Origin of the sequence: Pseudidiomarina sp., assembly GCF_048267825.1 — a bacterium.
Lineage (GTDB): Bacteria > Pseudomonadota > Gammaproteobacteria > Enterobacterales > Alteromonadaceae > Pseudidiomarina.
Window position 1 is genome coordinate 1 of the sequence record NZ_JBLWWR010000020.1, and the last position, 12,448, is coordinate 12,448.

The window sequence follows — 12,448 nt, forward strand, 5'->3', positions numbered from 1 at the left end:
TGCGCGGTCGTAATTTCAGTATTGGCCTGCGTGGAGAATTCTAGCGCACTGAGTGTGCGCTTTATCGCACTGTCACAAGTATTGCTGCAGGCTTTGATAAACTAGTTGCGTACATTCTATTAACGAGACTAGGTCGCAATGCGCATTGCAGTCGTACTAATTACATGTGCCGCCTTACTAGGAACCAGCTTTTTACCTAGTGTGGCGGCGCAGTCAGCAGCCACCATCGAAGCGGTTGAAGCGTTATCTATCGAGCGTATTTTTTCAGCGCCCAATTTAACCACATCTGCACCACAGAAAATCAAATTTTCGCCGTCCGGCACCCATGTCAGTTATCTGGCAGGATCAACGGCGCACCCCAACGTACTTGACCTATGGCTATATGATGTACGTGAAAATCAACATCAACGCATCGTAAAGGCCGCCGAACTTACCGACCCAAACCAGCAACTTTCTGCGGAGGAGCAGGCTCGACGTGAGCGGTTACGCGTGCGTTCTCGTGGCATCGTCGATTACTATTGGGCGCCTGACAGCAAGGCGATACTGTTTCCGGTTAACGGCCAGCTCTATCTGTTTGACCGTGCCGAGCAGCAAGCGAAAAAACTGACCGACGATAAACTATTTGCAACCGACATACGCTTTTCGCCGCAAGGCACGTACATCAGTTTTGTCCATGACTACAACTTATTTGTCATCGACCGAGCCACCACGACAACCCATCAGCTTACCCAGCGTTCACAGGCGAATGAGCAGTTCGCAACGGCAGAGTTTGTTGCACAAGAAGAAATGAAGCGCATGACTGGCTACTGGTGGAGCCCGGACGAAACGCATTTAGCGGTCACACGAATCGATTTATCCCCGGTTGATGTGCAACGCCGTGTTGACGTGCATGCAGATAGAAGTCAACTGGTTGAACAGCGTTATCCAGCCGCAGGTACCGCTAATGTCGATATTGATCTTGGCTTAATGCGATTACCAAATTTCGATGCCGAAGCGGTACAGCCGCCAGAATTCAAATGGCTGGGATTACGAGAGCGGCATCAAGCTGGCTATCTTGCGCGTGTTAACTGGTTGCCAGATAGCAAAAGCATCAGCTACCAATGGCAAAATCGCGCACAAAATCGTCTTACGCTTTATCGCCAGCAGCTCACTGAGGCAGCCCCACAAGCGATGATTGAAGAAACCAGCACCAGCTGGATCAATTTGAACGATGATTTGTATTTTCTTGATGACAGCCGTTACTTCATTTGGGCATCTGAGCGTAGCGGGTTTAAACATCTGTATTTGTATCGCACCGACGGCAGCTTAATTCGCCAACTTACCAGTGGCGATTGGATGGTCGACAGCTTAAGCCACGTGGATGAAATTACTGGGGTGGTTTATTTCACGGGGCGTAAGAAATTCCCCCTTGAACGCCATTTGTATCGGGTAAACTTGAATACCACAACACCTGGCCAACCCAGCCAACTCAGTAGCCGCGCAGGCATGCATCAGGTGGTATTTGCCAGCGATGGCCGTAGCTATATCGACTACTTTTCCAGCGCGCGCCAACCGCCGCAAGTTAGCCTGCACGGTCCAACGGGACAACGCATCACTTGGCTACATGAAAATCGTTTAGACCAACACCATCCGCTTTCGCCCTATTTAGCCACCTGGAGCTTCCCGGAGTTTGGTCATATTAACGCAGCAGATGGTCAGCGCTTGTACTATCAAATCAACAAGCCCGCTCAGATTGCTGACAACCAAAATCACCCGGCCGTGGTGTTAGTATATGGCGGCCCACGTGCGCAACGTGTTACCAATAGTTGGGGTGATTATTTTACCCAGTACCTCGTGCAGCAAGGCTATGTGGTATTCAAACTAGACAATCGGGGCAGCGGCAATCGCGGTCGCCAATTTGAAACTGGCATTTACCGTCAATTAAGTATGTTGGAAGTTGACGACCAAAAACGCGGTGCACAGTGGCTAGCACAACAACCCTATGTAAACGCAAACCAAATTGGGGTTTTTGGGCACAGTTACGGTGGCTATATGGCACTGCACTTAATTATGCGCGCACCTGAATTGTTTAGCGCGGCAGTTGCCGGCGCTCCAGTTACCGACTGGGCTCTTTATGATACGCATTACACCGAGCGCTACATGGGTACTCCGCAAGATAACCCTGAAGGTTACCGGCAAGCTAATGTATTAACCTATGCGGATGCGCTGGAACAACCCTTGTTGATTTATCACGGAATGGCTGATGACAACGTGCTGTTTAGCCATACCGCGTTGTTAACACATCGATTGCAGCAATCGATGCTGCCGTTTGAAATGATGGCCTACCCCGGAAAAGCCCACGGTATTCACGGGCGAGAGGCAAGTATTCATCGCTACACGATGATTGCCGAGTTTTTCTCGCGGCACTTACGTTAACCGTGCCTGTTACGTTATACTGAGCGCATCAAAACCCACATGGAGTGACATCAGATGCGCTTTTTATCCCGCCGCTTGGTTATGCCAAACGATCTCAACTTCGCTGGTTCGTTGTTCGGGGGCCGTATTCTCGAATGGATTGACGAAGAAGCATATATTTTTGCTGCATGTCAGCTGGACGCAAAAAGTCTGGTCACCAAACACATTGGGGCAATCAGTTTCGATACATCAGCCTACCAGGGCGACGTGGTTGAATTTGGTCTTGGTGTTAAAAAAGTAGGTAAATCGTCAGTCACCGTTACCTGTGTGGTACGTAACAAACAAACCAAACAAAATATCTGTGTCGCTGATGACATCGTTTTTGTGCATATCGACCCAGAGACGCGCACACCACAGCCACATGGCAAAACGAAAGCAGAGCTCGATGCACTGCCTATCGAAACGCCGATTTAGCCACACTTCTTGTAAGCAGAATAAAAAAAGGCCGAAACAACTGTTTCGGCCTTTTTTATAACTGTGACTCTTACTTATAGAGCGTACGAATCCAGCGCTCTTCGGTAATAAAGTTCCATGACCAATCGGCCCACTGTTCACTTAAACCGCTTTCAACAGCTTCATCTTCAGTCATGCCTTGTTCTTTCATCGCCATAACTTCGGCACGGGTTGCTTCCATCATGTCGACCAAACGAATCCAGTCATCACGATTCGATAACTCGCCATGGCCTGGAATAATTTGTGTGTCCGCATCCAACTGTTGAACAACTGCACGCACGTTATCAATATAACCTTGCACGTTACCGCCAGCATTTAAATCCACAAACGGGAAACGATCCACAAAGAATAAATCACCCGCGTGAATCACGTTGCTGTTTGGAAACCAAACAATAATGTCCCCATCAGTGTGACCATTCGGATAATGGGTTAACTTGATTGACGCGTCACCGGTGTCGACACTGTGCATTTGCTTGAAGGTCATTTTCGGCAGTCCGGCCGTATCAAACTCGTTGTTTGCAGCCAAACGAACACGCACATTATCATGTGCCACTACATTGACACCTTTGCGCGCAAACGCTGCATTACCGTCAGTATGGTCAGCATGAAAATGGGTATTAACCAAGGTCTTAATCGGTTGCTCAGAAATTTCAGCAATCGCCGCGCTAATTTTATCCGCCAGCCCTTTATACTGAGCATCAATCATGACCACACCGTCGTCACCCACGTACACGCCAATATTTCCGCCCATACCGGTTAACATATACACCCGTTCGCTCAATTGCGTGGCTTTAATCTCCACGTTATCCATGTTCGACTGGGCTTGTACTGCATATGCTGCAAATAGATACAGCGCGCTAATAAAACCAAATTTCAAACCACGCATTGAGTTTCTCCTTTGTCAGTGCGTTAACACCTTCTTAAAAGTGCTTATTGATGCAAGTAACAACCTGCAAGGCAAGTCACTGGTGCCGCTGTCGGCGTACCATGCTGCCAGTCTCCACCTTCAATACCACTACCCGCAATGTCAACGTGCACAAATGGCAACGGCTGTTGACTATCGGTGCCGTGTTTATCAAGACCAGCCGCAATCGCTAAAAATGCCATTGGGAACTGATGCCCACGTCGGGTTGTTGCTGAAGGCCCGTTATTGCTAGAAAGCGTGTCGTCAGATTTTGTCCGCGGACGCACAAAATCATAATCTTCACGACGTGACCACGATATTTCAGTCGGGTCGCCGTAAACTTCACCCGCTTCCCATAACTTTTCAGTCAATTCATTTACGCGTGCTGGACCATTCGGGATCAATGCGGTGTATGGCCCCTTCGCTAAAGCTGCGTGCCCGGTCAAGGTTGCTACACTGAACAATTGTGGACGCGGATAGTTCGGCGCTTCTTCACGTAAATGTGACAGCAAGTCAGCCAATACGAGGCGCCCTTCTGCATCGGTATTACCGATACGGACACGCACACCGCTGTGCGCCGTAATAATTTCATCGGCTACAAATGCGTCTGCACCAATGCTATTGCGCACCACGCCAAGTTCGGCCACCACGTTCAATGTTTCGGGGCGCATTTCAGCAACCGTTTTCACAAATCCCGCCACGCCAGCTGCGCCGCCTTTGTCGCGACTCATGCCAGCCATATGCCCACCGGTTTTAACATCAGCGCCACCGGTGTCATACACAATACCTTTACCGGCGAACATGAGTGTCTGTTCAGCTGCTGGTGCTTTATATTCAAGCCGTACAACACAAGGTTGATGACGCTCAACCCCTAATGAAGCGCGCGCCACAGCCATCAGTAACGGATATTCGTGCTGGAGTTGCTGCACGTCATCAATCACGGTCACACGTACTGGCGAATGCGCAAATGCATGTTGGCAGTACTCGGCAAAGCGTGGCGGTGCCATACGTTCCGGTTCAGTACCAGCCAGATCACGAGCAACGCGTTTGCCAGCTTCCACCGCTTCCAACCACGTTTCGTCCAAAGTGCCAACAATGCCAATTTCTTGCACGGTTTCTAAGCTTTCTTCGCCCAAGTGCTCACGCGCTTCCAACGGTTCATACAGCGCTTGGCAAATTCCCCAATACGCAACTGCTTCTGCTTGGCCATAGCGTGCTTCATTCGGTACGCCAAACACCACCAGCAACGGCTTCACTATACCTGCTTGCTGCGCAATGCGGGCAGCGGCGCCCGCTGCATCGGCAACGTTGCGCACATCGTCATAATCACGGGTAAGTGGCCCGGTTGGCGCAATAATCAACCGCCCACCAGCTACGTCAGCAGGTGTCAATAAGGGCTGTTGCCCAACGCGTGCGTCAAGTTGCTGGGCTTGGGCTACAAATTCAGCAAAATCATCCGGTACATCGCTCTGAAAATCACCGAGTAAAATCACACCGTCAAATTCGCCGCTGGCTGTTGCGGCATAGCTTTCGAATACACGTACTTTTGGAAATGACATAGGAACCTCGTTGTTCGTTATTCGTTGTGCGTTCTTTCGCGTCGCCACTTAGTGCCGGTCGCGCTATCTTCTAACTCAATATTCATCGCCTTTAACGCGTCACGCGCGGCGTCTGCTCGCGCCCAGTCTTTCGCTGCACGCGCATCATTGCGTTCGGTAATCAATGCTTCAATGGCAGCAACATCATCGTTGTCACCGCCTTGCAAGAAGCTTTCAGCGGGCTGCTGCAAAATGCCTAACAAACCACCTAGATGCCGCAATTCAGCGGCGTAAGCCGCTGCTTTGCCCGGCTCATCTTGCAAGATCCGATTTATCTCACGCGCTAAATCAAACAGCACCGGCATCGCTTCAGGCACATTAAAGTCGTCGTCCATCGCAGCATTAAAACGCGCCTGATAGGACTCCGTGAGCGCCGCATCGATATCGCCTTCAGGTGCTTCGCGTAAAGCCGTGTATAAACGTTCCAAGCCCGCGCGAGCTTGATCAAGATTCTCTTTAGAATAGTTCAATTGTGAGCGGTAATGGCTCGAAACTAGAAAATAACGCACCGTTTCAGCGTCGTATTGCGCAAGCACATCACGAATTGTGAAGAAGTTGCCCAATGACTTAGACATTTTCACTTCATCAACCTGCACCATGCCGCTATGCATCCAGTAATTCACATAATTACTGTGGTTCGCACAGCAGCTTTGCGCCACTTCGTTTTCATGGTGTGGAAAAATCAAATCTGAACCACCACCATGAATATCAAAATTTTCACCTAAATGGCGTTTGTTCATTGCTGAACACTCAATATGCCACCCCGGACGCCCTTCCCCCCAAGGCGAAGGCCAGCTCGGTTCTCCCGCTTTCGCTTGCTTCCACAATACAAAGTCGAGTGGGTCCTGCTTATTGTCGGCAACATCAACACGCGCGCCTGACTGCAATTGTTCCAGGTTTTGACGACTTAATTTGCCATACGCATCAAAGGTGCTGACATCAAATAAAACATCACCGTCGTTGGCTACGTAGGCGTTACCATTGGCAATCAAGGTTTCAATCATGGCAATGATGTCACCCATATGCCCCGTCACTGTCGGTTCAACGTCAGGGCGAACCAAGTTCAACGCATCAAAATCTTCATGCATGGCTCGCGTAAAGCGTTCCGTGACAGCCGCAATTGATTCATTGTTTTCAGCAGCGCGACGAATAATTTTGTCGTCAACGTCGGTGATATTACGTACGTACTTAACTGCGTACCCGCGCGCGCGCAGGTACCGCACCACAACATCGAAAGCGACATAAGTGCGCGCGTGACCAATGTGACAGTAGTCATAAATGGTTACCCCGCAAACATACAGCTTCACTTCACCTGGCGTGATTGGCGTAAACACCTCTTTTTGGCGGGTTAACGTATTAAAAACTTTCAACATGCACGGCTGCTCCTGTCTCACTGCATGACTACAATAAAATTAAGACGGACATAATAACGCAAGGTGCGCCTAGGTCACAAACAATGCTAAACTACTGCGCAAATTATATCTGTTTATATCTGTAAAACGTGGAGCACAATCGATGCAGGTTACCCTACATACAAATCATGGCGATATCACGCTTGAATTATTCGCTGACAAAGCCCCGAAAACCGTTGAGAATTTCCTCTCTTATGTACGCGAGGGCTTCTATGAGAATACGTTGTTTCACCGTGTAATTCGCGGCTTTATGATTCAAGGCGGCGGCTTTAATACCGAGATGGTGCAAAAGCCAACAAAAGCGCCGGTTGATAACGAAGCGAACAATGGTTTGAAGAACACCCGGGGTACGGTTGCAATGGCCCGTACGCAAGACCCACATTCGGCAACTTCACAATTTTTTATTAATGTAGCTGACAACGAATTCCTAAACTTCAAAAACGAAAGTATGGGTGGCTGGGGCTACTGTGTATTTGCTAAAGTTGTAGAAGGTATGGACGTTGTAACAGCTATTGAAGCCGTACGTACATCGCATGCTGGCTTCCATCAAGACGTACCAGTTGACGATGTGGTAATTAAGAGCGCCAGCATTAGCGAGTAAAGCATGACGACTTGGTTCATCTCTGACTTGCATTTAAGCCCAGCGCGGCCTGATATGACCGCGCTGTTTCAACGTTTTTTGCAAGAACAAGCCAGTCACTCAGAAGGCTTGTACATTTTAGGCGACCTGTTTGATGCCTGGATTGGGGACGATGACACCAGTGATTTTGCTGCCACAGTGCAAGCGGCACTGCGGCAGCTGACAAACTCCGGTGTGCCAGTGTATTTTATTGCTGGCAATCGGGATTTTTTAATTGGCCGTCGCTTTAGTGAAACGACCGGTGTTCAGGTACTTCCAGAACCCAGTACTATCAATTTATATGGTCAGCCAACGCTTATTTTGCATGGGGATACATTGTGCACTGACGATGTCAGCTACCAACGTTTCCGTAAAGTGATTCGCCACCGCTGGGTACAAAAGTTATTATTAACACTGCCTCTGAAGTTACGTATGCGCATTGCCGCCAAACTACGTGCCTCCAGCAAAACCCAACAACCTTTGAGCGACGCCCAACTGCAAATTATGGACGCTAATGAACACGCCGTGCGCGAAGCCTTTGTTTACTATGATGTGCAGCGTATGATTCATGGGCATACACATCGGCCCAAAGTGCATCACCACCGTTTACCTAATGGTGAAATGGCCGAACGCATCGTATTGGGTGACTGGTACACGCAAGGTAGTTTTTTGAAAGTCACTGCGGTTGAAAGCCAACTCATCACCACCCCATTAAACAACGATAATTAGTAACTCTCCGCATTCACATTCTTGCTGGTACAGGGCCGCTATGAAAGCGTAATTCAGTATCAGGTTGCTGAATAAGCTGTGCCTCAACGTCGCCAAAAAACGCAACACGCGCAGCAATCGGTTGCCCTGAAATTTGCGCTGCCAATTCAAGATAATCCTCAAAATGACGCGCTTCTGAGCGCAGCAAACTGCTATAAAATTTCCCCAACGCTGGATCAGCATGCGGCGCCAAAGCAGCAAAGCGCTCACACGAACGCGCCTCAATGTAAGCCCCACAAATTAACTTATCCATTAATGTCGCCGGCTCATGCGTACGAACATGGCGCAACATGCCTCGTGCATAACGGCTTGACGATATGTTGTCGTAAGTAATGCCAAGCGTGTCCATAATCTCCAACACTTGATAAAAATGATGCAGCTCTTCTTTAATCAGCATCACCATTTTATCAATCAATACGTGACTATAAGGGGTGTCACTTTTCGGCAACATCGCTTTGGTGAGACGTTCATGATCGGCCAGCTCACGCCAGTTACCGCGTTTGCGATAGGCAAAATCTTCGTAAGGCTGCAACCAAGCTAGCAACGCATCGCCACTTGCATCATCAACCGCATAACGCCGAATCAGCAACATTGCCGATTGTGCAGCCTTTAGCTCACACACCAGATGATCAATCAGTAAATTCGGCAAGTTTTCAGGTTTAACTGCGTCATCGAGCCATGCTGTTGGCGTTTCACACTGTAAAAAATTGCGAATTGGGGTTAATAATGCATCCACTGTTGACTCTCTCACCGGTAAACTTGATTAAAATTTAATCACACAAATAATTTATGGTTATTCTCAGCAAAATTGCTTGACTCTGCTGAAAATCCGACCAATATTGACTGTAAGACGTGCAAAAAACGTCATTGAAATTATAAAAAATCAGAACAATAACCGAAGTTGAGGAATGTCATGATTCTAAATCATATTTGGGGCCTTTACGCTCATCCGGTCGATGAATGGAAATCCATCGACCAACGTCACGAAAGTATGACTTTTGCACTTAGTCACATCCTGATTATCGCACTGTTACCTTGTGCGGCAGCATATTACGCGTCTGCGCACTTAGGGTGGAGTATTGGCGCTCGTGAAGCCACATTCCTGACTCAATCCAGCGCGATGACAATGGCAATTGCTATGTATGTCGGTATTATTATCGCAACTTTTGCACTAGCTTACCTGATTCATTGGATGGCAAAAACCTTTGGTGCTGCCCCAACCTTCACGCAGTCACTTGAACTAGCTGCCTACACAGCAACACCTGCAATCATGTCTGGTGTCGCGGCATTGTACCCAGAATTATGGTTTGTCACTATGGTCTTTTTGGCCGGTGTGGCTTATTCGGTCTACCTGCTCTATTCAGGTGTTCCTATTCTGATGCATATTCCTGAAGAGCGCGGCTTCATGTATTCGTCTTCGGTAGTTACTGCAGGGCTAATCATGATGGTGGTACTGATGGTAACGTCTGCGATTATTTGGACCAACGGTTTCGGCCCAGAGTATATGTAACACCAATATATTCAAAAAAACCCAGCTCGCGAGCTGGGTTTTTTATTGGCGCAGGTTTAGCCCTACAAGCTAATCACCAAGATAACGCTGACGCTTGTGCGCCTTCAATCGGTGAACATCAACCATAACCAAACCATCAACAGCATTCGCAAAGTCTGCATCAACATTGAACCCTAAAAACCGCACCCCACCTTGCTCGCATAAATCCGCGTATTGCTTGAATAGCGTGGGAATCGCAGCACCCTGATGCGCCAAAAAATGCTTTAAATGAAGCAAATCATCACTGTAGTCGGCACTGATATCTGGTAACGGGCGGCCATTTGGCATAAACGGCGTACGTGGTTGCGCTAACTTATCGGGATCAGGAAAGTGGTCGCCAAAAAACTGTACGAGGGCATCTTGTGCCACACCAGGTAAGCTTGCACTCATGGTCACCGGACCAAACAAATAACGGTAATTAGGATGTTGCTTTAATAATGCGCCGATACCTTGCCACAGATAATCTAAGCTCCGCTTCCCCCAATATTTAGGTTGTACAAAGCTGCGCCCTAACTCCAGCCCCTGTGCAATAAAAGGCGCCATGTGTTGCGCGTTATATTGAAATAACGAATGGCTATAGAGCCCATCTAATCCGCGCTCAGCAACGATCTCTTGCGCATCACCCAGGCGATAAGCGCCGGCAATTTCCAAATCATCCGCATCCCACAATATAAGTTGGGTATACCATGTATCAAAGTTATCGAGATCACGACGGCGTCCCGTACCCTCTTCCACGGCTCGAAAAGCAATTTCTCGCAACCGACCAATTTCTCGCAGTACGGGAGAATTACCATCATAGCGGTAAAGATATATGTGTTTACCATCCTGCGTTTTGCCAAGTCGCTCGCAGGCCTCAACGGCTTTCTTTAATACCTGCCGCGGTTCGGCACGCGCGACCGGCCGCTGAGTTTTGAGTACGCCTTTTTTGTTTTGACCAAGACGATAAACATGACGACGAAACAGTTTTGCGCGCTGCGGCAAAGTCAGCTGTTCACCATTGAATGATTTTAACGGCACCAATTCACCAATACGGAAATCAAGGTGTCCACGTTGCTGGCGAAACATCTCTTGCACCAACAACAATGTTGCCAGCGGCTTGTACAGCATCGACGCGCCATAAAACCAAGCAGAATTATGCGCTTTTACATGGATTGGAAGTATTGGTGCTTGCGCGCGTAACGCCATTTTTAAAAAGCCAGTATGCCAATGGTGATCACGAACACCTTGAGGCCGTAAGCGCGATACTTCACCAGCAGGAAACACGACCAAGGCGCCTTCTGCTTCTAAGTGCTGATAAAGCCGTTTCAAGGGTTCACTGCGAACGCCGGCAGTACGCGATTTAAATACAGGAACTGGAATCAATAGCTCGTGTAACGGTTCAATAGCCTGCAGCAAGTCATTGGCAAGAATTTTCACATCACTGCGCACGCTACTCACGAGTTTTAGCAACGCTAAACCATCTAAAGAGCCGATGGGATGGTTAGCGACGATAATGAGACGCCCCTCAGTCGGGATGTTATCGAGCTCACTATCACGCGCGGTGAAACTAAAATTAAAGAAATCGAGCACATGCTCAACAAACTCTAAGCCTTGTAGATTAGGATACGCTTCGGCGAATTGCTTAATCTCGCGCTCGCACAATAAGCCCCGTAACATCCACAATGCCGATTTATGTAATAGCTGATGGTTGTTGAGAGCAGGTAAATTTCTATTGAGTAATTGCTCTACTTCTATCATCGCCAATCTCTCTCTAAGATGCATTCGCTTCAGCTTAGATATGCAACGTGACAGTTGATTGGCAGTTTCATGGCAATTCAATGACAGTCAAACGCACAGTGCTACTGTTTAAATAAGAAATCTGATAGGCTTGAGCAGTTTTTAATAGTTTACGCGCACGTCAACGTTGCCACGCTGTGATCGGAAGGAATTTGTATGTCAGAAAATAAAAAGAAGCTCAGCCTCACGAGCCGCATTGTGATCGGGATGTTTGCCGGTATTGCCCTCGGCATTTTACTCAAAGCGCTATTCCCAGACAGCACCATTGTCGAAGGTTACTTAACCAAAGGTATTTTTTACGTTGTCGGACAGATATTCATTGCCTCACTACAAATGTTAGTGGTGCCATTGGTATTTGTATCCTTGGTAGTAGGCACCTGCTCGCTCAGCGACCCAAGCAAATTAGGCCGTCTTGGCGGTAAAGCGGTTGGCTTGTATCTCATCACCACCGCCATTGCCATAACCTTTGCGATAGCAATGGCTGTGCTCGTGCAGCCGGGCACAGGCCTTGAGCTCGCCACGGACGCAACCTACGAACCTACACAGGCACCGTCTCTGGCTCAGGTAATTATTGATTTATTCCCTACCAACCCATTCAATGCGTTTGCCAACGGTAATATGCTGCAAATCATTGTATTTGCGCTGCTGTTTGGTATCGCTATGGCATTAGTGGGTAAACCGGGCGAACGGGTAAAAACCTTATTTGATGACTTTAACGAAGTGATCATGAAATTAGTCATTATTCTGATGAACATTGCTCCGTATGGTGTGTTCGCCCTAATGGCGAAACTGTTCGCAGAAACCTCGTTTGACACCATATTCAGTCTCGGTAAATACTTCTTGTTGGTGCTGTTTGTGCTAATTGCGCATGCACTCATAACCTATCCGATAATCCTCAAAGGCTTATCGGGCATG

At 48.2% G+C, this 12,448-nt stretch carries 11 protein-coding genes; 6 read left to right on the top strand and 5 right to left on the bottom strand.

The genetic code is table 11. The annotated features are described in order from the left end of the window. Nucleotides 1-138 precede the first annotated feature (138 nt). A complete protein-coding gene (locus ACN0UN_RS11190; RefSeq protein WP_417660055.1) occupies nt 139-2,415 on the top strand; it encodes an alpha/beta fold hydrolase in 2,277 nt (758 codons plus the stop codon). A gap of 54 nt (nt 2,416-2,469) precedes the next feature. After that, the gene (locus ACN0UN_RS11195; RefSeq protein ID WP_128351158.1) at nt 2,470-2,868 is read left to right on the top strand and encodes an acyl-CoA thioesterase; all 399 of its coding nucleotides are present in this window, start codon (nt 2,470-2,472) and stop codon (nt 2,866-2,868) included. 70 nt (nt 2,869-2,938) lie between these two features. Here ACN0UN_RS11195 and ACN0UN_RS11200 read toward each other — a convergent pair whose 3' ends face one another. From ACN0UN_RS11200 to cysS, 3 genes are read right to left on the bottom strand one after another with little or no spacing between them, the layout of a single operon-like run. Further along, nucleotides 2,939-3,793 carry an MBL fold metallo-hydrolase gene (locus tag ACN0UN_RS11200; RefSeq protein WP_417660056.1) on the bottom strand — a complete coding sequence of 285 codons (855 nt, stop codon included), beginning with the start codon at nt 3,791-3,793 and terminating at the stop codon, nt 2,939-2,941. Nucleotides 3,794-3,837: 44 nt separating this feature from the next. After that, nucleotides 3,838-5,370, bottom strand: coding sequence for a leucyl aminopeptidase family protein (locus ACN0UN_RS11205; RefSeq protein ID WP_417660057.1), 1,533 nt, complete (start codon nt 5,368-5,370; stop codon nt 3,838-3,840). 17 nt (nt 5,371-5,387) lie between these two features. After that, nucleotides 5,388-6,782 (bottom strand): cysteine--tRNA ligase, encoded by a 1,395-nt coding sequence (gene cysS / locus ACN0UN_RS11210; protein ID WP_417660058.1) that lies wholly within the window; start codon nt 6,780-6,782, stop codon nt 5,388-5,390. Between the two features lie 142 nt (nt 6,783-6,924). Between cysS and ACN0UN_RS11215 the strand changes: the two genes are divergently transcribed. Both ACN0UN_RS11215 and lpxH read left to right on the top strand, forming a co-directional pair. Beyond that, nucleotides 6,925-7,422: a peptidylprolyl isomerase gene (locus ACN0UN_RS11215; protein ID WP_417660059.1), complete on the top strand. Its 498-nt coding sequence runs from the start codon at nt 6,925-6,927 to the stop codon at nt 7,420-7,422. 3 nt (nt 7,423-7,425) lie between these two features. Further along, on the top strand, nt 7,426-8,169 hold the full coding sequence (lpxH, locus tag ACN0UN_RS11220; protein WP_417660060.1) for a UDP-2,3-diacylglucosamine diphosphatase: 744 nt from the start codon (nt 7,426-7,428) through the stop codon (nt 8,167-8,169). 13 nt (nt 8,170-8,182) lie between these two features. On the opposite strand, the gene miaE is transcribed toward lpxH, so the two are convergent. Then, entirely contained in the window at nt 8,183-8,944 is a 762-nt protein-coding gene (gene miaE / locus ACN0UN_RS11225; protein WP_417660061.1) for a tRNA isopentenyl-2-thiomethyl-A-37 hydroxylase MiaE, read from the bottom strand. A gap of 177 nt (nt 8,945-9,121) precedes the next feature. Between miaE and ACN0UN_RS11230 the strand changes: the two genes are divergently transcribed. Beyond that, nucleotides 9,122-9,718 (top strand): Yip1 family protein, encoded by a 597-nt coding sequence (locus ACN0UN_RS11230; RefSeq protein WP_417660062.1) that lies wholly within the window; start codon nt 9,122-9,124, stop codon nt 9,716-9,718. A gap of 69 nt (nt 9,719-9,787) precedes the next feature. Here the strand turns inward: ACN0UN_RS11230 and ACN0UN_RS11235 are convergent, their stop codons facing one another. Beyond that, nucleotides 9,788-11,494, bottom strand: a complete 1,707-nt coding sequence (locus ACN0UN_RS11235) for a lysophospholipid acyltransferase family protein (protein ID WP_417660063.1) — start codon at nt 11,492-11,494, stop codon at nt 9,788-9,790. Nucleotides 11,495-11,689: 195 nt separating this feature from the next. On the opposite strand from ACN0UN_RS11235, the gene ACN0UN_RS11240 reads away from it, so the two are divergent. After that, the coding region (locus ACN0UN_RS11240) for a dicarboxylate/amino acid:cation symporter (RefSeq protein ID WP_417660064.1) at nt 11,690-12,448 on the top strand (759 nt) is incomplete at its 3' end.

Bases quoted from the DNA above. Each gene is read 5' to 3' on its own strand.
- ACN0UN_RS11200 (WP_417660056.1), bottom strand. From the start codon at position 3,793: ATGCGTGGTTTGAAATTTGGTTTTATTAGCGCGCTGTATCTATTTGCA.
- ACN0UN_RS11190 (WP_417660055.1), top strand. From the start codon at position 139: ATGCGCATTGCAGTCGTACTAATTACATGTGCCGCCTTACTAGGAACC.
- ACN0UN_RS11235 (WP_417660063.1), bottom strand. From the start codon at position 11,494: ATGATAGAAGTAGAGCAATTACTCAATAGAAATTTACCTGCTCTCAAC.
- ACN0UN_RS11230 (WP_417660062.1), top strand. From the start codon at position 9,122: ATGATTCTAAATCATATTTGGGGCCTTTACGCTCATCCGGTCGATGAA.
- cysS (WP_417660058.1), bottom strand. From the start codon at position 6,782: ATGTTGAAAGTTTTTAATACGTTAACCCGCCAAAAAGAGGTGTTTACG.
- lpxH (WP_417660060.1), top strand. From the start codon at position 7,426: ATGACGACTTGGTTCATCTCTGACTTGCATTTAAGCCCAGCGCGGCCT.
- ACN0UN_RS11205 (WP_417660057.1), bottom strand. From the start codon at position 5,370: ATGTCATTTCCAAAAGTACGTGTATTCGAAAGCTATGCCGCAACAGCC.
- ACN0UN_RS11215 (WP_417660059.1), top strand. From the start codon at position 6,925: ATGCAGGTTACCCTACATACAAATCATGGCGATATCACGCTTGAATTA.
- ACN0UN_RS11195 (WP_128351158.1), top strand. From the start codon at position 2,470: ATGCGCTTTTTATCCCGCCGCTTGGTTATGCCAAACGATCTCAACTTC.